General features: G+C 61.8%; 21 protein-coding genes, 1 other RNA gene and 1 pseudogene. 10 read left to right on the forward strand and 13 right to left on the reverse strand.

The features are described from left to right. Positions 1–141 precede the first annotated feature (141 nt). Together argA and argE are read right to left on the reverse strand one after the other, a co-directional pair. The gene (gene argA / locus ACLD1X_RS19780; protein ID WP_007978929.1) at positions 142–1,440 is read right to left on the reverse strand and encodes an amino-acid N-acetyltransferase; all 1,299 of its coding nucleotides are present in this window, start codon (positions 1,438–1,440) and stop codon (positions 142–144) included. A gap of 245 nt (positions 1,441–1,685) precedes the next feature. Continuing rightward, entirely contained in the window at positions 1,686–2,834 is a 1,149-nt protein-coding gene (gene argE / locus ACLD1X_RS19785; RefSeq protein WP_429370512.1) for an acetylornithine deacetylase, read from the reverse strand. Positions 2,835–2,991: 157 nt separating this feature from the next. Here argE and ACLD1X_RS19790 point away from each other — a divergent pair, with 157 nt between their 5' ends. Further along, entirely contained in the window at positions 2,992–4,359 is a 1,368-nt protein-coding gene (locus tag ACLD1X_RS19790; protein ID WP_429370514.1) for an inorganic triphosphatase, read from the forward strand. Positions 4,360–4,489: 130 nt separating this feature from the next. Here the strand turns inward: ACLD1X_RS19790 and ACLD1X_RS19795 are convergent, their stop codons facing one another. Further along, the gene (locus ACLD1X_RS19795; RefSeq protein WP_413426525.1) at positions 4,490–4,960 is read right to left on the reverse strand and encodes an Lrp/AsnC family transcriptional regulator; all 471 of its coding nucleotides are present in this window, start codon (positions 4,958–4,960) and stop codon (positions 4,490–4,492) included. 126 nt (positions 4,961–5,086) lie between these two features. On the opposite strand from ACLD1X_RS19795, the gene ACLD1X_RS19800 reads away from it, so the two are divergent. The 5 genes from ACLD1X_RS19800 (at position 5,087) to ACLD1X_RS19820 (ending at position 9,148) form a co-directional block, all read left to right on the forward strand. Beyond that, positions 5,087–5,425 carry a hypothetical protein gene (locus tag ACLD1X_RS19800; RefSeq protein WP_429370516.1) on the forward strand — a complete coding sequence of 113 codons (339 nt, stop codon included), beginning with the start codon at positions 5,087–5,089 and terminating at the stop codon, positions 5,423–5,425. A 90-nt stretch (positions 5,426–5,515) separates the two neighbouring features. After that, positions 5,516–7,300: a GspE/PulE family protein gene (locus tag ACLD1X_RS19805; protein ID WP_429370518.1), complete on the forward strand. Its 1,785-nt coding sequence runs from the start codon at positions 5,516–5,518 to the stop codon at positions 7,298–7,300. Between the two features lie 83 nt (positions 7,301–7,383). Beyond that, complete coding sequence (locus tag ACLD1X_RS19810; protein ID WP_429370519.1) at positions 7,384–8,304, forward strand: SPFH domain-containing protein; 921 nt, start codon at positions 7,384–7,386, stop codon at positions 8,302–8,304. Between the two features lie 8 nt (positions 8,305–8,312). Beyond that, entirely contained in the window at positions 8,313–8,762 is a 450-nt protein-coding gene (locus ACLD1X_RS19815) for an NfeD family protein (protein WP_429370521.1), read from the forward strand. A 68-nt stretch (positions 8,763–8,830) separates the two neighbouring features. Continuing rightward, on the forward strand, positions 8,831–9,148 hold the full coding sequence (locus ACLD1X_RS19820) for a DUF2388 domain-containing protein (protein WP_429370523.1): 318 nt from the start codon (positions 8,831–8,833) through the stop codon (positions 9,146–9,148). Positions 9,149–9,355: 207 nt separating this feature from the next. On the opposite strand, the gene gcvP is transcribed toward ACLD1X_RS19820, so the two are convergent. Further along, positions 9,356–12,229, reverse strand: a complete 2,874-nt coding sequence (gene gcvP, locus ACLD1X_RS19825) for an aminomethyl-transferring glycine dehydrogenase (protein ID WP_429370525.1) — start codon at positions 12,227–12,229, stop codon at positions 9,356–9,358. Positions 12,230–12,384: 155 nt separating this feature from the next. On the opposite strand from gcvP, the gene ACLD1X_RS19830 reads away from it, so the two are divergent. Further along, positions 12,385–13,524, forward strand: a complete 1,140-nt coding sequence (locus ACLD1X_RS19830; RefSeq protein WP_429370527.1) for a DegT/DnrJ/EryC1/StrS family aminotransferase — start codon at positions 12,385–12,387, stop codon at positions 13,522–13,524. Between the two features lie 114 nt (positions 13,525–13,638). Here the strand turns inward: ACLD1X_RS19830 and gcvH are convergent, their stop codons facing one another. From gcvH to ACLD1X_RS19875, 9 genes and pseudogenes are all read right to left on the reverse strand, one after another. Beyond that, positions 13,639–14,022, reverse strand: coding sequence for a glycine cleavage system protein GcvH (gene gcvH / locus ACLD1X_RS19835; protein ID WP_429370529.1), 384 nt, complete (start codon positions 14,020–14,022; stop codon positions 13,639–13,641). A gap of 49 nt (positions 14,023–14,071) precedes the next feature. Continuing rightward, a complete protein-coding gene (gene gcvT / locus ACLD1X_RS19840) occupies positions 14,072–15,154 on the reverse strand; it encodes a glycine cleavage system aminomethyltransferase GcvT (RefSeq protein WP_429370531.1) in 1,083 nt (360 codons plus the stop codon). Between the two features lie 156 nt (positions 15,155–15,310). Further along, entirely contained in the window at positions 15,311–16,927 is a 1,617-nt protein-coding gene (locus ACLD1X_RS19845) for an ABC transporter permease (RefSeq protein WP_429370533.1), read from the reverse strand. Positions 16,928–17,145: 218 nt separating this feature from the next. Next, positions 17,146–18,150: an extracellular solute-binding protein gene (locus tag ACLD1X_RS19850; RefSeq protein ID WP_057398749.1), complete on the reverse strand. Its 1,005-nt coding sequence runs from the start codon at positions 18,148–18,150 to the stop codon at positions 17,146–17,148. Between the two features lie 176 nt (positions 18,151–18,326). Beyond that, positions 18,327–19,544, reverse strand: a complete 1,218-nt coding sequence (locus ACLD1X_RS19855) for a 2-octaprenyl-3-methyl-6-methoxy-1,4-benzoquinol hydroxylase (RefSeq protein ID WP_429370710.1) — start codon at positions 19,542–19,544, stop codon at positions 18,327–18,329. A 9-nt stretch (positions 19,545–19,553) separates the two neighbouring features. Continuing rightward, positions 19,554–19,667: pseudogene (locus ACLD1X_RS19860) on the reverse strand (tetrameric acyl-CoA thioesterase); the annotation flags it as partial. Between the two features lie 37 nt (positions 19,668–19,704). Next, entirely contained in the window at positions 19,705–20,892 is a 1,188-nt protein-coding gene (gene ubiH / locus ACLD1X_RS19865) for a 2-octaprenyl-6-methoxyphenyl hydroxylase (protein WP_429370535.1), read from the reverse strand. Then, positions 20,889–22,223: a Xaa-Pro aminopeptidase gene (pepP, locus tag ACLD1X_RS19870; RefSeq protein ID WP_429370537.1), complete on the reverse strand. Its 1,335-nt coding sequence runs from the start codon at positions 22,221–22,223 to the stop codon at positions 20,889–20,891. The genes ubiH and pepP overlap by 4 nt, the downstream gene beginning before the upstream one ends. Positions 22,224–22,250: 27 nt before the next feature. Continuing rightward, positions 22,251–22,808: a YecA family protein gene (locus ACLD1X_RS19875; RefSeq protein WP_429370539.1), complete on the reverse strand. Its 558-nt coding sequence runs from the start codon at positions 22,806–22,808 to the stop codon at positions 22,251–22,253. A 194-nt stretch (positions 22,809–23,002) separates the two neighbouring features. Here ACLD1X_RS19875 and ACLD1X_RS19880 point away from each other — a divergent pair, with 194 nt between their 5' ends. The 3 genes from ACLD1X_RS19880 to ssrS all read left to right on the forward strand — a co-directional run bounded on the left by ACLD1X_RS19880 (position 23,003) and on the right by ssrS (position 23,735). Then, positions 23,003–23,212 carry a TIGR02449 family protein gene (locus ACLD1X_RS19880; RefSeq protein ID WP_007982902.1) on the forward strand — a complete coding sequence of 70 codons (210 nt, stop codon included), beginning with the start codon at positions 23,003–23,005 and terminating at the stop codon, positions 23,210–23,212. Next, positions 23,209–23,526, forward strand: a complete 318-nt coding sequence (locus ACLD1X_RS19885) for a cell division protein ZapA (protein WP_015097304.1) — start codon at positions 23,209–23,211, stop codon at positions 23,524–23,526. Before ACLD1X_RS19880 ends, ACLD1X_RS19885 begins: the two co-directional genes overlap by 4 nt. Positions 23,527–23,556: 30 nt before the next feature. Then, positions 23,557–23,735, forward strand: a non-coding RNA gene (gene ssrS, locus ACLD1X_RS19890) — 6S RNA. Positions 23,736–23,815: the final 80 nt, after the last annotated feature.

The following is a 23,815-nucleotide window of genomic DNA, read 5'->3' on the forward strand; positions in this document are numbered from 1 at the left end:
TGTCCGGAATTATTAGGCCAGTTCAGCTTGCTCGCGAAAAACCCAAGAGCGCCACGGGGCATCTGGTTTACGCGTTATCGTTCGCGACTTTCGCGAGCAATCGAGCGTCGACCGGCTGCTCCTACAAGGACAGCACCTTGATCAAAGGGCTTTTTCGAAGATCTTCGAATTACGCTGATAGTTGTACAGCGATGCCCGCGCCGACGGCAGGCGGTCGACACTGCTGGGTTCGAAACCACGCTCGCGAAACCAGTGCGCGGTGCGGGTGGTCAGGACGAACAAGGTTTTCAACCCCTGCGCCCGTGCGCGGGTTTCGATACGCTCCAGCAGTTCATCGCCGCGACCACCATGGCGGTACTCCGGATTCACCGCCAGGCACGCCAGCTCACCCGCATCCGAGTCGGCGATCTGGTACAGCGCCGCACAGGCGATGATCATGCCTTCACGTTCAACCACACTGAACTGCTCGATCTCGCGTTCCAGCACCTCGCGGGAACGGCGCACCAGGATGCCCTGCTCTTCCAGCGGGCTGATCAAGTCCAGCAAACCACCGACATCCTCAATGGCAGCTTCTCGCACCACTTCGAACTGTTCCTGGGCCACCAGCGTACCGCCACCGTCGCGGGTGAACAGTTCAGTCAGCAGCGCACCGTCTTCGGCGTAACTGACGATATGGCTGCGGGCTACACCGCCACGGCAGGCTTCGGCGGCGGCGTCCAGCAATTCCGCCTGATAGTTGCTGCCCAGCCGTTGCAGATGCGCCGGCACTTGCTGCGGACGCAGTTCGCGGACCAGGCGCCCGTGTTCGTCGATCAGACCCAGGTCGGCGCCGAACAGCAACAGCTTGTCCGCGCCCAGGTCGATGGCCGCACGGGTGGCGACGTCTTCGCAGGCAAGGTTGAAAATCTCGCCGGTCGGCGAATAGCCCAGCGGCGACAGCAGCACGATGGAGCGTTCGTCCAGCAGACGGTTGATACCCTTGCGGTCGACACGGCGCACTTCGCCGGTGTGGTGATAGTCGACGCCTTCAAGCACGCCGATCGGCCGTGCCGTCACCAGGTTGCCGCTGGCCACCCGCAGGCGCGAGCCCTGCATCGGCGACGACGCCATGTCCATCGACAGGCGAGCCTCGATGGCGATGCGCAACTGGCCAACCGCGTCGATCACGCACTCCAGGGTCGCGGCATCGGTGATGCGCATGCCGTGGTGGTAATGCGGGGTCAGGCCACGGGCGGCGAGGCGCGCTTCGATCTGCGGCCGGGAACCGTGAACCAGCACCAGGCGCACACCCAGGCTGTGCAACAGCACCAGGTCGTGGACGATATTGCCGAAGTTGGGGTGCTCAACGCCGTCGCCGGGCAGCATGACGACAAAGGTGCAATCGCGGTGGGCGTTGATGTAGGGCGAAGCGTGACGAAGCCAATTGACGTATTCGGGCATGAACCTGGGCCTGTAATAAATAGCAGCCGAAAAAAGGGCGAAACAGAAAACGCACAGCGGGCTGATGGTTATCGTCGGAACAGGCTTGGCGACACGCGCGCTCTCCTCATGAATACGGGTTTGGGTACCGGCAATTTAACCGCGAAACCTTGTAGGAGCGAGCTTGCTCGCGATGAATTTGAGGTCGCCGCGTTCATTCAGGCAATACTCGTCATCGTTAACGTCCATCGCGAGCGAGCTCGCTCCTACAGGGGTGTCAGGCAATAGTGTTCGATCAGTTGCCTTAATAGATGCACCGTAGGCTGCAAACGTGACATTTCGAGGTATTCCCCCGGCTGGTGGGCGCAGGCGATATCTCCCGGGCCAAGCACCAGCGTTTCACAGCCAAGGCGCTGAAGATAAGGTGCTTCGGTGCCAAACGCCACTGCTTCGGCGCTGTGGCCGGTGAGCTTTTCGGCAAGGCGCACCAGTTCTGCGTCCTCGGCCTGCTCGAATGCCGGCACTTCGGGGAACAACGGCGCGTAATCGATCTTGACCTGATGCCGCTCGGCAACCGGCCTGAGCTTCTGCAGGATCTCGGCGCGCAGGACCTTGGGGTCCATGCCGGGCAGCGGCCGCAGATCGAACTCCAGTGAACACTGGCCGCAGATGCGGTTGGGGTTGTCGCCGCCATGGATGCAGCCGAAATTCATCGTGGGCATCGGCACGCCAAACTGTGGATTGCGGAATTCGCGCTGCCATAACAGGCGCAGGCCCCGCAGTTCGCCGATGGCATCGTGCATGGCTTCCAGGGCGCTGTGGCCCAGGCGCGGGTCGGAGGAATGACCGCTCTGCCCGAGGATGTCGATGCGCTCCATCATGATGCCTTTGTGCATGCGGATCGGCTTGAGCCCGGTCGGCTCGCCGATCACCGCCGCCCGCCCCAGCGGTCGCCCCGCTTCGGCCAGCGCGCGAGCGCCGGACATCGAGCTTTCTTCATCGCAGGTGGCGAGAATCAGCAACGGCTGTTTGAACGATTGATCGAGCAGCGGTTTGACCGCCTCGATCGCCAGGGCGAAAAAGCCTTTCATGTCGCAACTGCCCAGGCCGACCCAACGACCGTCGACTTCAGTCAGCTTCAGCGGGTCGGTTTGCCACAGCGCACCATCGAAAGGCACCGTGTCACTGTGCCCGGCCAGCACCAGGCCGCCGGGGCCGGAACCGAAACTGGCCAGCAGGTTGAACTTGCCGGGGTTGACCTGCTGGATCTCGCAGCTGAAACCCAGCTCACCGAGCCACGTCGCCAGCAGATCGATGACCGCGCGGTTGCTCTGATCGAGACTGGGCTGGGTGCAACTGACGGACGGTGCGGCGATCAGCGCAGCGAATTGTTCTTTCATCGACGGCAATGGCATCGCTGACTCCCGGCTCCCGAATTGAGATCCATCATAGAACCAACCGATGACAGGAATAAACCGTCGCGGCGCGTACTAACCTTGAGTCCTGTACACTGCACGACCTTGGCAGCCACACATCCCCCCGGCTGCGCTCCCGATCCTGGATTTTCCGGCCATGCAGAAAGAAACCGAAATCAAACTCCGCGTCAGCCGCGAAACCCTCGCCGCCCTGCGCGAGCACCCGTTACTGAAAAAACGCAACAAAAGTGGCTGGGAACGCCGTGAGTTGATGAACCAGTACTTCGACACGCCCGAGCGCGACCTGGCCCAGGCCAAGGTCGCCCTGCGCCTGCGCAAGGATGGCGACGAAGTGATCCAGACCCTCAAGACCCGCGGCCAGAGCGTCGCCGGCCTGTCGGTACGTAACGAGTACGACTGGAACCTGCCCAAGGCCAAGCTCGACCTGAAGAAACTCGACGGCGAATGCTGGCCCGAGGAACTGGCCGAACTGGACAAGAAAACCCTGAAGCCGATCTTCACCACCGACTTCGTCCGCGAACGCGCGGAAATCGCCTGGGGCCGCGGCAAGACCAAAGTGGTCATCGAAGCCGCGCTGGACCTGGGTCACGTCGTGGTCGGCAAACAGAAAGAAGAAATCTGCGAGCTGGAACTGGAACTGCGCGAAGGCGAGCCGGCCGCGTTGCTGGAACTGGCCGCCGAGCTCGCCGAGAAGCTGGCCCTGATGCCGTGCGACATCAGCAAGGCCGAGCGCGGTTATCGCCTGTACGACGCCCACAGTTATTCGTTGAGCCTGCCCGCGCCGCAGATCACCGCCGAAACGCCGCTGGACGACGCATTCGCCGCGCTGAGCTGGCATTTGCTGGGCAGCAGCCAGCGTCTGGCCGAGCAGTATCGCTTCAACGGTCACTGGCGCCTGCTGCAGGACTGGGTCGAAAACCTCGCGGAAATGCGCGCGCTGATCAGCAGCCTGGGCCAGGCCGCTCCACGTCAGTCGACCCACGACCTGCGTATCGCCCTCGATGCCTTGCTGGAGGACTGGCGCCCGCTGGTCCAGGCCGGCCTGGACGATGAAGACGTGCGCAAGGCCGCACCCGAGCAGTTCCTCGAAGAACTCGAAGACCCGCGCTGGGGCCTGTTCTCCCTGACCACCTCGCGCTGGTTGCTGGCCCGTACCTGGGCTGCCGACCGCAACACCCGTGGCAATCGCCAGGGCGCTGCGCAATTGGGCAGCTGGTTGCCGCGCCTGCTGGGCGAAGAAGCCAACTCGCTGCAATTGCAGCGCTACCAGCAACAACCGGAAGACCTGGCCGAGCAACTGCCGCGCATCGAACGCATCCAGGTCTGGCTGCACCATGCCCGTAGCGTGCTGGAGATCCCGGAAATGGATCGCTTGTACGGTGAGCTGAACAAGCTGGCACAACTGGCCAACGAGTCGATCACCGACGAAGTCCTGGATGCGCGCAAGCAGCAGGCGATTGCGGTGTATCAGAACCGCGCCTGGAAAATGCTGCTGCGTCTGTAATACCTTGTGGCGAGGGGGCTTGCCCCCGTTGGACTGCGCAGCAGGCCCATTTTTTGGGGTCGCTGCGCAACCCAACGGGGCGATGCGGCGTTCCGACAAGCCCCCTCGCCACAAAGTCCCTCAAGCATCATCAGCGCAACACTGGCAAACTGGTGGTCGACTTGATCTCCGACAACGCCACGATCGAATTGACCTCCTGGATCCCCGGCACCATCGACAGCTTCTCAAAGAAAAAGCGCTCATAGGCTTCGATGTCCGCCGTGACAATCCGCAGCAGGAAATCCACCGCCCCCATCAGCACGTAACACTCCAGCACCTCCGGAAAGCCGCGAATCGCCTCGGTGAATTCGGTGAAGTTCGAACGCCCGTGGGCATTGAGTTTCACCTCGGCGAAGATCTGCGTGTTCAGGCCGATTTTCTTGCGGTCGAGCAAGGTCACCTGACCGCGAATGATGCCCTCCTCTTTCATCCGCTGAATCCGCCGCCAGCACGGCGATTGCGAGAGCCCCACCTGCTCGGCGATCTGCGCGCTGGAAAGCGAAGCATCCTCTTGCAGCAAGGCGAGGATCTTGCGGTCATAGCCATCCAGCTCGCTTTGCATAAAAAAACCCTTAATTGATTATTTTTCGAATTGATTGATTCTATATTCCTGCAATATTGCCAATCATAGAGAAGAAATACCCGACACAGGATGTAAACATTTCTCCAGTAATTCTGGAGCCTGACCATGCCGTATCTCGAAGCCGTGAACACCCCGCCTGCCCGTGCCGATGTCTGGAACGCCGGCAACGCCCATTGCCGTGTTCGCTATCAAATGCAGGCCGAGGCAGAGCCGGACCTGCTGTGTCGCGCCCTCAACCTGTTCGCCTTGCAATTGCTCACGCCGGAGCAGGTCAACGTGCAGCGCCAGGACGACTGGCTGGCCATCGATATCATCATCGACGGATTGAGCTGGCACCGTGCGCAAGTGATTGCGGAAAAACTTCGTAACCTGATCAGCGTCTGCTCGGTGGAGCTGCAGGAAGCCGATCCTGCATGGGCCGAAGCGGTTCAAGCGGCAGGCTGAAAAACGCCGAAACGGCTTCGGCGGGTAGTGGCCCAGCGGTCAGTCGGGCCGCGGCTATCCTTTGCGGACTTTCGTTCAAAAGGAGCCCGCATGTCCGTACAACTCGCCTTTCAGGACCGCTGGCTGGATCTCAATGATGTGCTGCGAGAGTTGGTCGCCCAGGGCTTTATCAGCCAGGATTCGGCCGAACACGCGCTCAATGCCCGTCGGCGCAATGCCACCCATGGCCAGATGCATCCACTGGAATTCATCGCCAGCCAACAGCTGGACGACCTCAGCCGTCCCGGCAAACCGCTGGACCTCGAAAGCCTGACCCTGTGGCTGTCCCGGCAGGCCGGCCAGCCATACCTGCGCATCGATCCGTTGAAAATCAACGTCGCCGCCGTGACCCCGCTGATGTCCTATGCCTTCGCCCAGCGCCACAAGATCCTCGCGGTAGCGATCGACCGCGATGCGGTAACCGTGGCCAGCGCCCAGCCCTATGTCAGCGGCTGGGAGGCGGACCTGACCCACGTGCTCAAATTGCCGATCAAGCGCGTGGTGGCCAACCCTGCGGAGATCCAGCGCTACAGTGTCGAATTCTTCCGCCTGGCCAAATCGGTCACCGGGGCGAACAGCGCCGACCCGCAAGTCAGCACCCTGGGCAATTTCGAACAGCTGCTCAACCTCGGCGCCAGCGACCAGGAGCCGGACGCCAACGACGCACACATCGTCAATATCGTCGACTGGCTGTTCCAGTACGCGTTCCAGCAACGCGCCAGCGACATCCACATCGAACCCCGGCGCGAGCAAGGCACGGTGCGCTTTCGCATCGACGGCGTGCTGCACAACGTCTATCAATTCCCGCCCCAGGTCACCATGGCCATCGTCAGTCGCCTGAAAACCCTGGGGCGCATGAACGTCGCGGAGAAACGCAAACCCCAGGACGGCCGGGTGAAGACCAAGACCCCGGACGGCGGCGAAGTCGAGCTGCGTTTGTCGACGCTGCCCACGGCCTTCGGCGAAAAAATGGTCATGCGGATCTTCGACCCGGAAGTCCTGCTCAAGGACTTCGATCAGCTCGGGTTTTCCGTCGACGACCTGCGCCGCTGGCAGGACATGACCCGCCAGCCTCACGGCATCATCCTCGTCACAGGGCCGACGGGGTCGGGCAAGACCACGACCCTCTACACCACCCTGAAAAAACTGGCGACGCCGCAGGTCAACCTCTGCACCATCGAAGACCCGATTGAAATGGTCGAACCGGCGTTCAACCAGATGCAGGTCCAGCACAATATCGACCTGACCTTCGCCGCCGGCGTGCGCGCGCTGATGCGACAAGACCCGGACATCATCATGATCGGCGAGATCCGCGACCTCGAAACCGCGGAGATGGCGATCCAGGCTGCGCTCACCGGGCACCTGGTGCTGTCGACCTTGCACACCAACGATGCACCCGGTGCCATCAGTCGCCTGCTGGAACTCGGCGTACCGCATTACCTGATCAAGGCCACGCTGCTTGGCGTGATGGCCCAGCGGCTGGTGCGAACCCTGTGCCCGCACTGCAAGGCGCCGCTGGCATTGGGCGAAGACGACTGGCAATCCCTGACCCGTCCCTGGCAGGCACCATTGCCGGGCAATGCCCAGCGTGCCGTCGGCTGCCTGGAATGTCGCGACACCGGTTATCACGGTCGCGCCGGGGTCTACGAAATCATGCAATTGAGCGATGGCATCAAGGCGTTGATAAGTCCCGATACCGATCTGCTGGCCGTGCGCCGGCAGGCATTCAAGGAAGGCATGCGCAGCCTGCGGCTGTCAGGGGCGCAAAAAGTCGCCGCCGGGTTGACGACCCTCGAGGAGGTTCTGCGTGTGACACCCCAAAGCGAGCAGAACTGAACCCGGCTGTTCTTATCCGGCAGGGCCCCGCTACACTCCAGCGAGTGCAACTTCACAGATCCACACATCAACAAGGAATCGTTATGCAGATCGGTAGTGTGCTTTTGCTTTTTATCGGCCTGGTGGTCGCGATTCTGCTCATGGGCTTCAAGGTCGTACCCCAGGGCTTTGAATGGACTGTCGAGCGCTTCGGGCGCTACACCAACACGCTCAAGCCTGGGCTGAACGTCATCGTTCCGGTCATGGACCGCATCGGTCGCAAGATGAACGTGATGGAAAGTGTGCTGGATATTCCGCCGCAGGAAGTCATCACTGCCGACAACGCCACAGTGCAGATCGACGCCGTGTGTTTCTTCCAGGTGGTCAACTCGGCCCAGGCCGCCTACGAGGTCAACAACCTCGAACACGCCATCCGCAACCTGCTGCAAACCAATATCCGTACCGTGCTCGGCTCGATGGAACTCGACGCCATGCTCAGCCAGCGTGACGCCATCAATGAAAAACTGCTGCGCACCGTCGATGAAGCGACCGCGCCGTGGGGCATCAAGATCACCCGGATCGAAATCAAGGACATCAGCCCGCCCGCCGACCTGATGGCGGCAATGTCGGGGCAGATGAAAGCCGAGCGGATCAAGCGTGCGCAGATTCTGGAAGCCGAAGGCCTGCGTGCTGCAGCGATCCTGACCGCCGAAGGCAAGAAGCAGGCACAGATCCTCGAAGCCGAAGGCAGCCGGCAAGCCGCCTTCCTGGAGGCCGAAGCCCGCGAACGACAAGCCGAGGCAGAAGCCCAGGCCACCAAAGTGGTGTCCGAGGCCATCGCCAGCGGCAACGTGCAAGCGGTCAATTACTTCGTGGCGCAGAAGTACATCGATGCGCTGGGCAAGTTGTCTTCGGCCAACAACAGCAAAGTCATCCTGATGCCGCTGGAGGCCAGTTCGATGATCGGTGCTGTGGGTGGCATTGGTGAAATCGTCAAGGCCACGTTCGATAGCAAGAAAGGCTGAGGCGCGCCATGTGGGTTTTTTTTCAACATCTTTCGTTCTGGGACTGGTTGGCGCTGGGCACGGTGCTGTTGATTCTTGAAGTGTTCGGCGCCGGCGGCTACCTGTTGTGGATCGGCATGGCGGCGGCAGCCGTCGGCGTCCTGACCTTTCTTTTGCCGGGCCTGTCCTGGGAATGGCAGTTCCTGTTGTTCGGCCTGCTGTCGATCGCCACCGCGCTGTACTGGTGGCGGCGTCAGCCCACGGCGACGCGCCCGAGCGATCAGCCACACCTGAATCTGCGCGGCCAGGAGCTGATCGGCAAAACCTTCGTGGTGCATGAAGCGATTGTCGACGGTCGCGGCAAAATCAAGGTGGCCGACGGCGTGTGGATGGCCCGCGGGCCGGACACTGCCATTGGCGGCCGCGTACGGGTGGTTGGCCAGCAAGGCGCAATCCTGCTGGTCGAAGCGGCAGAATAGGCGACCATGGAACTCGATTGGGGGTTGGCAATCCAAGGGCGTAGTTAACCCAGTGGAGTCACCCTTTCATGCGTTTCAAGCTTGCTGTCGCTACCGTCGCCCTGTTGTCCCTGCCTGTCGGTTCGGCGATGGCTGATACTTTTTGGCGTAACGTTCTTACATCCGGCGCAACCACCGGTTCGAGTTATCTGACGTCCAGGGATCAGAAGCTGGTCGTCGCGGCACAGGACGACGCCAGCAGCTTCGTCGCCAGCGACGGTGGTATCCGCGGCCCGTACCTGGAAGCGGCCATACAGAAAGTCCGCGCCGACAACCCGGGCCTGCAAGCCACGGACATGGAACTGGCGAACGCGATCCTGGCGAAGAATGCCGTGGTTTCGGAATAAGTAATACCCGCATAAAAATGCCGCTCACATGAGCGGCATTTTTTTTGCCCTGCGAACACAAATCCCATGCTCACTGCCCCCCCTGTAGGAGCGAGCTCGCTCGCGATGGTCGTTAACGATGCCGCGTGTTTACTGACTAAACGCAGCGCTCTTGAGTCCATCGCGAGCGAGCTCGCTCCTACAAGGGGTTATGTGTTGCCTGGGAGGTCAGCGGTAATCATCCACCGGCACACACGCACAAAACAGGTTCCGGTCCCCATACACGTTGTCCACCCGGTTCACCACCGGCCAGTATTTATGAGCCTTGGTGTGCGCGTCCGGCGTGACCGCTTGCTCGATGCTGTATGGCCGCTCCCATACTCCAGTGATATCGGCCAGCGTGTGTGGCGCACCTTTCAACGGGTTTTCTTCCGCCGGCCAGTTGCCATTCTGCACCTCGTTGATTTCCGCGCGGATGCTCAGCATTGCTCCGATAAACCGGTCCAGCTCCGCCTTCGATTCACTTTCGGTCGGTTCGACCATCAGCGTCCCTGGCACCGGAAATGACATGGTCGGGGCATGGAAGCCGTAATCCATCAGGCGCTTGGCGACGTCCTCCTCGGTAATACCGGTCAATGCCTTGAGCGGTCGCAGGTCGAGGATGCATTCGTGAGCCACTCGTTCGTTGCGCCCGGTATAGAGCACCGGGAACGCGCCCGACAAATGCCGCGCCAGATAATTCGCAGCGAGGATCGCCACCTCGCTGGCGTCCGCCAGTTGCGGCCCCATCATGGCGATGTACATCCAGCTGATCGGCAGAATGCTTGCACTCCCCCAGGGTGCTGCGCTGACGGCACCATTCTGCGGGTGCGGCCCTTCGATCGGTACCACCGGATGGTTGGCCACGAACGGTGCCAGATGCGCCCGAACGCCAATTGGCCCCATGCCCGGCCCACCGCCACCATGGGGAATGCAGAAGGTCTTGTGCAAGTTCATGTGCGAGACATCGGCGCCAATATCGGCCGGCCGCGCCAGCCCGACCTGGGCGTTGAGGTTGGCACCGTCCATGTACACCTGACCACCGTGCTGGTGGATCACTTCACAGATTTCGCTGATGCCTTCCTCATACACGCCGTGGGTCGAAGGATAGGTCGCCATCAGGCAGGCGAGTTTGTCTGCGGCCTGCGCGGCTTTTTCCTTGAGGTCATCGAGGTCGACGTTGCCCGCCTCGTCACACTCGACGATCACCACGCGCATCCCGGCCATTTGCGCCGACGCGGGATTGGTGCCGTGCGCCGACGAAGGAATCAGGCAGATATCACGGCCGCCCTGGTGCCGACTCTCATGGTATTTGCGGATCGCCAGCAGCCCGGCGTATTCGCCTTGCGCGCCGGAGTTGGGCTGCATGCAGATTGCATCGAAACCGGTGATCGCGCACAGCCAGCGCTCCAGTTCTTCGATCATCAACCCATACCCGGCAGCCTGCTCTTTCGGCACGAACGGATGCAGGTTGGCGAACTGCGGCCAGGTGATCGGGATCATCTCGCTGGTGGCGTTCAGCTTCATGGTGCAGGAGCCCAGCGGGATCATCGATTGATTGAGCGCCAGGTCCTTGTTTTCCAGTTGCTTGAGGTAACGCAGCATCTCGGTTTCGCTGTGATGGGCGCTGAACACGGGGTGGCGCAGATAAGGCGAAGTTCGCGCCAATCCTTCGGGAATTCCGCCAGGCAAGGCTTCGGCATCCAGGTCCTCGATGCTGAGCCCGTGATCGGCCCCCAGAAATACGTCGAACAGCTTCGCCACGGTGCCTTCGTCGCAAGACTCGTCGAGGCTCAAGCCCAGTTGACCGCGCCCGAGAATGCGCAGGTTGATCTGCGCGGCCCGGGCACTTTCGATGATGGCGGTCTGGGTTCCGCCGACCTCCAGCGTCAGGGTGTCGAAGAAATGCCGGTTGACCCGGGTAATGCCGTTGCGCTCAAGCCCGGCGGCAAGGATGCAGGTGAGCCGATGAACCCGCTGGGCGATTCGCTTGAGCCCTTCCGGGCCGTGGTAGACCGCATAAAAACTGGCGATATTGGCCAGCAGCACCTGGGCCGTGCAGATATTGGAGTTGGCCTTCTCCCGGCGGATGTGTTGTTCGCGGGTTTGCAGGGCCATGCGCAGGGCCGTGTTGCCCCGCGCATCCTTCGAAACACCGATGATCCGCCCGGGAATCGCTCGCTTGTATTCATCGCGGCTGGCAAAAAATGCCGCATGGGGCCCGCCGTAGCCCATGGGTACGCCAAATCGCTGGGACGAGCCGAACACCACATCGGCGCCCAGTTCACCCGGCGGGGTCAGCAACAACAGGCTCAGCAAATCCGTGGCGACACAGGCCAGGGCCTGTTGCGCGTGCAGGTAATCAATCAGCGGCCGCAGGTCGTGGATCTCGCCGTGGGTATCCGGGTATTGCAACAGCGCGCCGAACACCTGGTGCTGCTTCAAGTTATCCACAGTGTCGACGATCAGTTCGAAACCGAAACCTTCAGCGCGGGTCTGCACCACGGAAATGGTTTGCGGGTGGCAGTTTTCGTCGACGAAGAACAGGTTGCTTTTGGACTTGGCGACCCGCTTGGCCAGGGCCATGGCTTCCGCCGCGGCAGTGGCCTCATCGAGCAGCGAGGCGTTGGCCAGCTCAAGGCCGGTCAGGTCGATGGTCAGTTGCTGGAAGTTCAGCAGCGCTTCGAGCCGCCCTTGGGCGATCTCCGGTTGATAGGGTGTGTACGCGGTGTACCAGCCGGGATTTTCCAGCACGTTACGCAAAATGACGGCCGGTGTCAGGGTGCCGTGGTAGCCCATGCCGATCAGGCTGGTCCAGACCTGGTTCTGCTCGGCATAACCGCGAAGTTTGGCCAGCGCGGCTTCTTCATCGAGTGCCGGGGGCAGGTCCAGCGCCCGGTTGAGGCGGATGCCCGGCGGCACGGTTTGCTCGATCAATTCGACCCGGCTGCCCAGGCCGAGGCTGTCGAGCATCGCCTGTTGCTCGACGGCATCGGGTCCGAGGTGACGGCGCAGAAAGGCATTGGGGTCGTGTAACTGGCTCAGGGACGGCAACTGGGACATGACGGGCTCTCTCTTGACTGGCGCTCAGCGTCGATGCAGCACGGTCAAACCAGCATAGCAGTCGATATCCGCGTGGATGACGTAGCGCGGCGATCCAATCCGGATCATCATGTGCGGCGTCAACCTAATGTCCGCTGATCGGGTGATCTGTATCCATGAGCCAACTGCCGTTCCTGCCGTTTTCCAAACCCACCATCGATGAAACCACGATTGCCGCTGTCGGCGACGTATTGCGCTCGGGCTGGATCACCAGCGGCCCGAAGGTCCAGGCCTTCGAAGCGCAACTCTCGGAGTATTTCGGCGGGCGCCCGGTGCGCACCTTCAACTCCGGCACCTGCACCATGGAAATCGCCTTGCGGATTGCCGGGGTCGGGCCGGGCGACGAAGTGATCACCACGCCGATTTCGTGGGTCGCCACCGCCAACGTCATCCTGGAAGTCGGCGCCACCCCGGTGTTTGCCGACATCGACCCGGTGACCCGCAACATCGATCTGGATCAACTGGAAGCGGCGATCACTCCCCGCACCAAGGCCATCATCCCGGTATATCTCGCCGGGTTGCCCGTGGACATGACGCGGTTGTACGCCCTGGCGAAAAAGCACGGCCTGCGGATCGTCGAAGATGCGGCCCAGGCACTGGGTTCCAGCTGGAACGGCCAGCGCATTGGCTCGACCGGTGATTTCGTGTCCTTCAGTTTCCAGGCGAACAAAAACATCACCTCTTCCGAGGGCGGTTGCCTGGTGCTGAATACGGCCGAAGAAGTACGACTGGCAGAGAAATACCGGCTGCAGGGTGTTACCCGCAATGGCTTCGATGGCCTGGACGTCGATGTGCTGGGTGGCAAGTTCAACATGACCGACGTCGCCGCCGCCATTGGCCTGGGGCAATTTGCGCATATCGAAGCGATCACCGCGCATCGCCGTGACCTGGCCCGACACTATTTCGCCTGCTTTGGCGAGGATTTCGAAGCGCAGTACGGAGCGCAACTGCCTCCAGCTGATTTCACCCACAGCAACTGGCATTTGTTCCAGCTGGTACTACCGGAGCGCACGGATGGCAAACCGGCGCGGGCGACGTTCATGGAGCAGATGCAGGCATTGGGTGTCGGGATCGGCTATCACTACCCGCCGATTCACCTGTTGAGCCTTTACCGCGAGCGCGGATTCAAGGAAGGCATGTTCCCGGTCGCCGAGCGGGTCGGCCGTCTGATTGTCTCGCTGCCGATGTTCACGGCGATGAGCAAGGCGGACGTCGAGCGTTCGGTGGCGGCCGTGAAGGCCGTTCTAGCCCAATAAACCCGTGGGAGCGAGCCTGCTCGCGAATCGGCAGTGTCAGTTGGCATGAATGTTTGCTGACACAACGCTTTCGCGAGCAGGCTCGCTCCCACATGGGGCTTCACAAGGCGAGCGTTATTCGCCGATGGCAGCCTTGTAGCCGGCGGCATCCAGCAGCTTGTCCAGCTCGGACTTGTCGCTTGGCTTGAGCTTGAAGATCCACGCGCCGTACGGGTCGCTGTTGAGCAGTTCCGGCGAAGCGCTCAGGTCTTCGTTGACCGCGATCACTTCACCGGCAATCGGGGAGTAGATGTCGGAAGCGGCCTTGACCGATTCAACGACACCGGCCTGATCTTCAGCGGCAAACACGTTGCCGACTTCAGTCAGCTCGACGAACACCACATCACCCAGCGCTTCCTGCGCGTGATCGCTGATGCCCACGGTGACGGTGCCATCGGCTTCCAGACGTGCCCATTCGTGACTTTCGGCAAAACGCAGGTCGGCGGGGATATTGCTCATGTTCTGTGTCCTCAGGAAATAGGTCAGCGGTCGTGCCCGCCGGATTAGATTAGATCAACGTTTTGCCGTGACGGACGAAGGTCGGTTTGACCACCCGGACCGGGTACCACTTGCCACGGATTTCCACTTCAGCGCGGTCGGCAGTTGCCATCGGCACGCGCGCCAGTGCAATCGACTTGCTAAGCGTAGGAGAGAAACTACCACTGGTGATCTCCCCTTCGCCAACATCGGCGATGCGGACCACCTGATGAGCGCGCAAGACGCCGCGCTCTTCAAGGACCAGACCGACCAGTTTTTGCTGTACGCCGGCAGCCTGCTCGGCCTCCAGCGCCTTGCGCCCGATGAACTGCCGGGTGGCAGGTTCCCAGGCAATGCTCCAGGCCATATTGGAGGCCAACGGTGAAATATCCTGCTGGATGTCCTGACCGTAAAGGTTCATGCCGGCTTCAACCCGCAAGGTATCCCGCGCACCAAGGCCGATGGGGGAAATCCCGGCGCCAACCAGATCGTTGAAAAAGCCTGGTGCCTGATCGGCCGGCAGAATGATTTCCAGGCCGTCTTCGCCGGTATAACCGGTGCGTGCGATGAACCAGTCACCGTCGGGCTGCCCTTCGAAGGGTTTGAGCAGCTGAATCAGGTTACCCCGGGACTGATTGACCAGCTCGGCAATTTTTTGCCGGGCGTGGGGGCCCTGAATGGCCAGCATCGCCAATTCGGAACGCTCGCCAAGTTGCACGTCGAAACCGTCGAGATGCGCCTGCATCCAGGCCAGGTCCTGATCGCGGGTGGAAGCATTGACCACCAGGCGATAACCCTCGTCGAGTCGATAGACGATCATGTCGTCGACGATGCCACCCTGCTCGTTGAGCATGGTGCTGTACAACGCACGGCCGGGGCTATGCAGGCGTTCGACGTCATTGGCCAGCAAATGCCGGAGCCAGGCTTTGGCCTGGGCGCCACCGACGTCGATTACGGTCATGTGGGATACATCGAAGACACCGCAATCGCGGCGCACCTGATGGTGTTCCTCGACCTGCGATCCATAATGCAGAGGCATGTCCCAACCGCCAAAATCGACCATCTTCGCACCGAGTGCGAGATGAAGGTCATACAGAGGCGTACGCTGTCCCATGGGTTTCTCCTTCCGGGCGTGGCGAAGGTGCGGGCAAGTGCTGCACGGACTGAATGCCTTTAAACAAAGGGCCTTTAGCCGATTTCAGCTACCTGGTCTGTCAGACGGACCGCACCGAATGCCGCGCATTGTAGCCGCAAGGTGTAGGACTGGCACCTAGCTGTTTCGATGTGCCGAGCGCCGGATCAACCCGATGACCGGCAACAGCCCGACCAGCACCAATGTCAACGCTGGCAAAGAGGCCCTCGCCCATTCTCCTTCGCTGGTCATTTCAAAGATCCGTACCGCCAGCGTGTCCCAGCCAAACGGGCGCATCAGCAGGGTCGCGGGCATTTCCTTGAGCACGTCGACGAACACCAGCAGCCCGGCGCTCAAGGTGCCGGGCAACAACAATGGTAGATACACTTTGAAAAACAGTCGTGGCCCACTGACGCCAAGGCTACGTGCCGCTTCGGGCAAAGATGGCCGTATACGCGCCAGGCTGCTTTCCAGTGGCCCGTAGGCCACCGCAATGAAGCGCACCAGATAGGCCAGCAACAACGCTGACAGACTGCCCAGCAGCAGCGGTTTGCCCGCGCCACCCAGCCAGCTCGAGAGCGGGATCACCAGCTCGCGATCCAGGTAACTGAACGCCAGCATGATCGACACCGCCAGCACCGAACCCGGCAAGGCATAACCCAGGTTGGCCAGACCGACTCCGGAACGAATGACCCGGGTGGGCGCCAGTCGTCGGGCAAACGCCAGTAACAGGGCGACGCTGACAGTGATCAACGCCGCCATTGCCCCCAGGTACAAGGTGTGGACGATCAACCCGGCGTAGCGCTCGTCGAGATCGAAGCGCCCACGCTGCCAGAACCACACCGCCAATTGCAGCATCGGGATCACGAAAGCGCAGGCAAACACCAGGCAGCACCACGTCGTGGCCACCAGTGCCTTGAAGCCTCGCAGGTGATACAGCGCCTTGACCCGTGGTCGCTCGTTGCTCGCCCGGTTGGCCCCGCGAGCGCGCCGTTCGCCGTACAGCACGAGCATCACCACCAGCAGCAACAGGCTGGCCAGTTGCGCGGCGGAAGACAGGCTGAAAAAACCGTACCAGGTCTTGTAGATGGCCGTGGTGAAGGTATCGAAGTTAAACACCGACACTGCGCCGAAATCCGCCAGGGTTTCCATCAGCGCCAAGGCCACGCCCGCACCGATGGCCGGCCGCGCCATGGGCAATGCCACCCGCCAGAACGCCTGCCAGGGCGATTGGCCAAGGACCCGCGCGGCTTCCATCAGGCCTTTGCCCTGGGCGAGGAAAGCCGTGCGGGCCAGCAGATATACATAGGGATAGAAAACCAGCACCAGCACCACAATCACACCGCCCGTGGAGCGCACGCGTGGCAGCCGCAGACCACTGCCGAACCACTCTCGCAGCAGGGTTTGCACAGGGCCGGCGAAATCCAGCAGGCCGACAAACACGAACGCGAGCACATAGGCTGGAATCGCAAAGGGCAGCATCAACGCCCAATCCAGCCAGCGCCTGCCGGGGAATTCACAGAGGCTGGTCAGCCAGGCGAGGCTGACGCCCAGCAAGGTGACACCCGCACCGACACCGAGTACCAGCGTCAGCGTGTTGCCCAGCAGGCGCGGCATCTGCGTTTCCCACAGGTGGGACCAGATCTGAACGTCAATAGTTTGCCAGGAAAGCAGCAGGACACTCAGGGGCAACAGGACCAGCGCAGCGATGGCGAAGACGACTGGGTACCAGCGGCGTTGGGCAGGGTGGGCCACAGGCTTGGTTCTCTACTATCTAATGGATGAGATCGACACTGTAGGAGCGAGCTCGCTCCGGGCGGCGTTCCGACGAAAAACGTCAACGATAACGCGGGAAGCCTGACAGCCCGCGGTGCCCTGACGTTCATCGCGAGCAAGCTCGCTCCTACAGCGTCAGAGGCGCGTAGCGCAAAAACAAACGCCCCGCACAGGCGGGGCGCAGCACAGCGGCTGACTCAGTTCCAGCCAGCCTTGTCCATCATGCGAATCGCTTCAGCCTGGCGCTTGCCGGCAATTTCCACCGGCAAGGTATCGGCAATGAACTTGCCCCAGGCCGCCACTTCTTCGGATGGATGGACGGCAGGGTTCGCCGGGAATTCCTGGTTCACGTCGGCAAAGATTTTCTGCGCTTCAGGAGTGGTCATCCACTCCACCAGGGCCTTGGCCGCTTCCGGGTGCGGCGCGTGTTGCGTCAGGCCGATACCCGACAGGTTGACGTGTACGCCACGGTCAGCCTGGTTCGGCCAGAACAGCTTCACCGGCAGGTCTGGCTTCTGCTTGTGCAGGCGGCCGTAGTAGTAGGTGTTGACGATACCGACGTCGCACTGGCCGGCATTGATCGCTTCCAGCACCGCGGTGTCGTCGGAGAACACGTCGGTGGACAGGTTCTTGACCCAGCCCTTGAGGATTTCCTCGGTCTTGCCGGCACCGTGCACTTCAATCATGGTCGCGGTCAGGGACTGGTTATAGACCTTCTTCGCCGTGCGCAGGCACAGGCGGCCTTCCCATTGCTTGTCGGCCAGCGCTTCGTAGGTGGTCAATTCACCCGGCTTCACCCGATCAGTGGAGTAGGCGATGGTCCGCGCCCGCAGGCTCAGGCCGGTCCAGGCATGGGAGGCTGCCCGGTATTGCAGCGGGATGTTGGCGTCGATGGTTTTCGAGGTGAATGGCTGGAGGATGCCCATCTGCTCGGCCTGCCAGAGGTTGCCGGCATCGACTGTGAGCAGCAGGTCGGCCGGCGTATTCGCGCCCTCCGCCTTGAGCCGCTGCATCAGGGGCGCTTCCTTGTCGGTGATGAACTTCACCTTCACGCCGGTCTTGGCGGTGTAGGCATCGAATACCGGCTTGATCAGTTCGTCGATTCGCGAGGAGTAGACCACCACCTCGTCAGCGGCCTGGGCGGCGGTGCTACCGATCAGGGTCAAGGCCAGTGCAGTCAGTAGACGCTTCGATGCCAACATGGGAGCGGTCCTTCGATTGAAAAATGAGGCCAAATGATAAGGACTCACATTTAGCTTCTCAATCGAACCCGCTTGTGGAGGAGTTACCAGATGTTGCGCCGCTTGGAAGTTGTGGTGCTTGTGCTGACGCCTTCGCGGGCAAGCCCGCGAAGAGGCCAGTAGACTCAACGCAAACCTCAGGCCTTGGCGAGCGCCGGCAAATCCCCGGTCAGCCCCAGCGCTTCACGCACGAACAAGGCCTTGGCTTCCGGCATTTTCTCAACCATTTTCAACCCGGTATTACGTAACCAGCGCACCGGCAACGGATCGGCCTGGAACAAACGCTCGAAGCCCTCCATCGCCGCCATCAGCGCCAGGTTGTGCGGCATGCGCCGACGTTCGTAACGGCTGAGGACTTTCACATCCGCCAGTCGTTCGCCACGGGTTGCCGCTTGCAGCAGCACTTCGGCCAGCACGGCGGCATCAAGGAACCCGAGGTTCACCCCCTGCCCGGCCAACGGGTGGATGGTGTGGGCGGCGTCGCCGATCAACGCCAGGCCTTCAGCCACATAACGCTTGGCATGCCGCTGGCGCAGGGGCACGCACAGGCGCGGGTCGGCGTTCAGTACATCGCCGAGCCGGCCTTCAAAGGCTCGCTCCAGCGCCTTGCAGAAGCCTTGTTCATCCATTGCCATCAGACGCTCGGCTTCGCCGGGCGTGGTTGACCAGACGATCGAACACCAATCCTGCTGGCCGTCGCGCTCAAGGGGCAGAAACGCCAACGGGCCGGTGTCGGTGAAACGCTGCCAGGCCGTCATTTGATGCGGTTTGGCGCAACGCACGCTGGTGACGATGGCATGGTGCAGATAATCCCATTCGCGGGTCGCGACCCCGGTCAGGCGCCGCACCGCCGAGTTGGCGCCATCGGCTGCGATCACCAGCGGAGCACGCAAGGTGCGGCCATCGGCCAGGGTCAGCAGCCAGTCATCGCCGGAGCGGCGCATCTGTTCCAGCCGTGCATTGGCCAGCAACCCCAGGTCGCAGTCGTGCAGGCGGTCAAGCAAGGCATCCTGGACCACGCGATTCTCGACGATATGCCCCAACACCTCGGCATGCACGCTGGCCGCCGAGAAGTGGATTTGCCCGGTGCCGCTGCCATCCCAGACCTGCATGTCGGTGTAGGGGCTGCTGCGCCGCCCGGCGATGCCATCCCAGACGCCAAGGCGTTCGAGAATCCGCTGGCTGGCGGCCGACAAGGCACTCACCCGAGGCTCAAATGCAGCCTGGGTATCGAAGGGTTTGACACTCATGGGGCTGCCGTCCAGCAGCAGGACTTCCAGCCCGCTGTCCTGCAACGCCAGCGCCAGGGCGCTGCCGACCATTCCGGCCCCGACAATCAGCAGATCTGCGCGCATTTCCATGCTTTAAGCCTGTCTCTCTTGCGGCTTGAGCCGCACGTAAAGGGTTTTCCCGACCCGCGCCACCAGGTGGCCGGCGCCGTCATGAATGTCGACCTGCAATCGCGGCAGGTATTTTTTTATCAGTCGCGCCTTGCCAAAAAGGCGGATCAGCCAGTCAAGCATCCGGACGGGTACCCAGCCCCATCGCCTGTCGGGCAAACCAGCGTTTGGCCGGTGGCAGCAGGTCGAGACCGAGCAAGCCGATGTTGCGCCCCAGGGACACCAGCGGCTGGGTGCTGCCGAACAGGCGCGTGACTTGATCAGAGAAGCCCACGGTGAGGTCCTGATCGAGACGCTGGCGTTCGCGATAGGCTTGCAACGTGGCGAAGTCGCCCAATGGTTTTTCGCTGGCGAGCAAGGCATCGGCCAGGGCCTGGGCATCGCGCAGGGACAGGTTGAACCCCTGGCCGGCAATCGGATGCAGGCTGTGGGCCGCGTTGCCGAGCACCGCCAGATGCGGACGCACCTGTTCTTCGGCCTCGACCAGTGTCAGCGGATACAGGTGCCGCGCACCGACCTGTTTCAATGTGCCAAGGCGATAACCGAACACTCCCTGCAATTCGCTGAGGAAGCTGCGCTCATCAAGGGCCGCCAGGCGTTGCGCGTCCATGCCCAGGCGGGTCCAGACCAGTGCGCAGCGGTTTTCCGGCAGCGGCAGCAACGCCATCGGGCCTTCGTCGGTGAAACGCTCGAAGGCCATGCCGTTGTGGGCTTCGCTCGGGGTGATGTTGGCGATCAGCGCGCTCTGGTTGTACGGACGCTTGCGGATGCCGATCCCCAGTTGCTCGCGCAGGCCGGAGCGGCCACCATCGGCGAGCACCGCAAGGTCGCATTCCAGGGTGGTTTCATCGTTGAGGGTCAGGCGATAGCCATCGGTCAGCGGCTCCATGCGGGTGACCTCCGACGGGCAACGCCAACTGATCACATCCTTGTCCAGGCCTTGCCACAGGCATTGGCCGAGCCAGGCGTTTTCAACGACATAACCCAACGCTGGAACGCCTTCTTCCATCGCCGACAACCGGGCGGTGGAGAAACGTCCACGGTCGGACACATGAATCTGCTTGATCGGTTCGGCGCGGCGGGTGACTTCCTGCCAGATGCCCAACCGTTGATAGATTTGCCGCGAGCCGAAGGACAACGCCGAAGAACGGGCGTCATAACTCGGTTGATACGTGTCGCCAGGGGCGAACGGCTCGATCAGCACGATCTTCCAGCCCCGGGCCTTGGCGCCCGCCTGCAGCGCAAGGGCCAGGCTTGCACCGACCAGCCCGCCACCGATGATTGCCAGGTTGACTCGATTCATGCCGCTTGTGTCCGTGCTTGCGCCATCAGGGCCTCGATGTCGGCGACGGTTTTCGGCACGCCGCCCGTCAATATTTCACAGCCGGTCTTGGTGACCACTACGTCGTCCTCGATGCGCACGCCAATGCCGCGCCATTTCTTCGCCACGCTCTGGTTGTCCGGGGCGATATAGATCCCCGGCTCCACGGTCAGCGCCATGCCGACCTCCAGCACGCGCCATTCGCCGCCGACCTTGTATTCGCCGACATCATGCACATCCATGCCCAGCCAATGGCCGGCGCGGTGCATGTAGAACGCCTTGTAGGCTTCACTGGCGATCAGCTCGTCGACGTCGCCGTGCAGCAACCCCAGCCTGACCAGCCCGGCCGTGATGACCCGGACTGTGGCCTCGTGCGCCTGGTTCCAGTGTTTGTTCGGGGCGATCTCGGCAAAGGCGGCCTCCTGGGAGGCCAGCACCAATTCGTAAATCGCTTTCTGTTCCGCTGAATACTTGCCACTGACCGGAAAGGTCCGGGTGATGTCGCTGGCGTAACAGTCGATCTCGCAACCGGCATCGATCAGCACCAGATCACCGTCCTTGAGCAGCGCGTCATTTTGCTGGTAATGCAGGATGCAGCTGTTGCGCCCCGCCGCGACGATCGAACCGTAGGCCGGCATCTTCGCCCCGCCCTTGCGGAATTCGTAATCGAGCTCGGCTTCCAGGCTGAATTCGTGCAGCCCGGCGCGACAGGCCTGCATCGCCCGTACATGCGCCTGGGCGGAAATCCGCGCCGCCTCACGCATCACTTTCACTTCTGCCGCCGATTTATACAGGCGCATGTCGTGCAGCAGATGATCCAGGGCAACGAATTCGTTCGGCGGCTGGGCTCCGAGGTTGGCCTTGGAGCGGATCACGTTGATCCACTCCATCAGGTGGCGGTCGAATTCAGGGTTGCTGCCCATGGCCGAATACACCCGGTCACGGCCTTCGATCAGGCCTGGCAGGATGTCGTCGATATCCGTGATCGGAAAGGCGTCGTCGGCGCCGAAGTCGCGAATCGCGCCTTCCTGCCCGGCGCGCAGGCCATCCCACAGCTCGCGTTCGGCGTTGCGCTCACGGCAGAACAGGATGTATTCGCCATGCACACGCCCCGGCATCAGCACCAGTACGGCCTGGGGCTCGGGAAACCCGCTGAGGTACTGGAAGTCGCTGTCCTGGCGGTAAACGTGCTCGACGTCGCGGTTGCGAATGGCCACCGCGGCGGCGGGCAGGATGGCGATGCTGTTGGGTTCCATCTGCGCCATCAAGGCCTTGCGGCGACGGCTGTATTCCGATTTCGGGATATGGATCATGGGCAGATGGCGTTCCCTGGCAAACGATTAGTGCAGCGACGGTTTGGCGGCGGCCGACAGGTCTTTTTTGGTCTCGGAGAACAGCAGCAACGGCGCGACGCGCAGGTACTCCATGACTTCCATATAGTCGGTTTCGCCGTCTTCGGACTCTTCCAGCGCGTCTTGCACCTGGGAAATGGCGGCCAGGTCCTGCAGCACTTCGGTGGCCTCGGTGCTCAGGGTGCTGCTGTCACGGCAGTTCAGGCCGAAACCGCTGAGGAAACCCTGGCACCATTGGCCCAGTGCGGCGGCACGCTCGGTGAGCGGAGCCTCGTCGGTCGGCAGCAGCAGTACGACGGTCACGTCATCGCCGGTGAGCTCGCCCTTGACCATTTCCTGCAGGCCGATCAGGGCGTTGCGAACGTTGTCCTGCGGCTCGCTTTCGAGCAGTTCGGCGGCGTCGATCAGCCAGCCTTCGGCTTCGAAGCCGGCGCCGGCGCAGCTGCGGCCGAGCAGCAGGCCATGCAGTTCGGCAGGCGAGACGTTGTGACCGCTGGAAGTCAGCAGGGTGGCGAAGGCTTGGTACGGGGAATTCTGAATGGTCATGGGCAGCTAGGCGCCAGACGGCGCTATGTCTAGAATGAAGGCCTTGTATCCTACATCGACTACCCCTGTAGGAGCGAGCACGCTCGCGATGGACGCCAACGATAACGCTGGGTACCTGACACCCCGTGGCGCTCTCAGGTTCATCGCGAGCGAGCTCGCTCCTACGGTCCGACTCCCATCAGACAGTGAAGACAATGGAAGACACCGACCTGCAAGCGCTGATGGCCAGACTCGAACTGCTGATTACCCGAGTCGAGCAACTTAAGAGTCAAAACGGACTCTTACTAGCTCAGGAAAAGACCTGGCGCGAGGAACGCGCGCACCTCATTGAAAAAAACGAAATCGCCCGGCGTAAGGTCGAATCGATGATTTCGCGCCTCAAGGCCCTGGAGCAAGACTCATGAGTTCAAGCAATAGCGTCACCGTGCAGATCCTCGACAAAGAGTATTCGATCATCTGCCCTCAGGAAGAGCGCAGCAACCTGATCAGCGCCGCCCGTTACCTGGACGGCAAGATGCGCGAGATCCGCAGCAGCGGCAAAGTCATCGGCGCCGACCGTATCGCCGTGATGGCCGCGCTGAACATCACCCACGATCTGCTGCACAAGGAAGATCGCCCGGATGTACAGGTCAGCGGATCGACCCGTGAACAGGTGCGCGACCTGCTCGATCGCGTCGATCTGGTGCTCGCCACCGATCCGGACGTCACCAAAGGCTGATTCGCGCGACCGCTTGAGGTATACTCCAATCACTCCCTGGGGTGCTTGCCAGTTGGCGATGTCCCTGAGCCGATTTGCTATACCCTGGAGGTTGCACGTTGGGCTGGTGTGCATGTCCGCTAGACGGAAAGCCTTAAAGCCTACTGCATCTTCCACCTTGAACTTTCGGGTTCAAGGGCTAAGTCGACAGCGACACATTCGGGGAGCCTGATTCCAGTCCGATGCCGGTTTAAATACCGGCATCGGCGTTTTTACGGGTACGCTTTGCGTATCCGTCCTGCCGAAGCCA

The sequence above is a fragment of the Pseudomonas sp. 18173 genome, assembly GCF_050432945.1.
Classification (GTDB): Bacteria; Pseudomonadota; Gammaproteobacteria; order Pseudomonadales; family Pseudomonadaceae; genus Aquipseudomonas.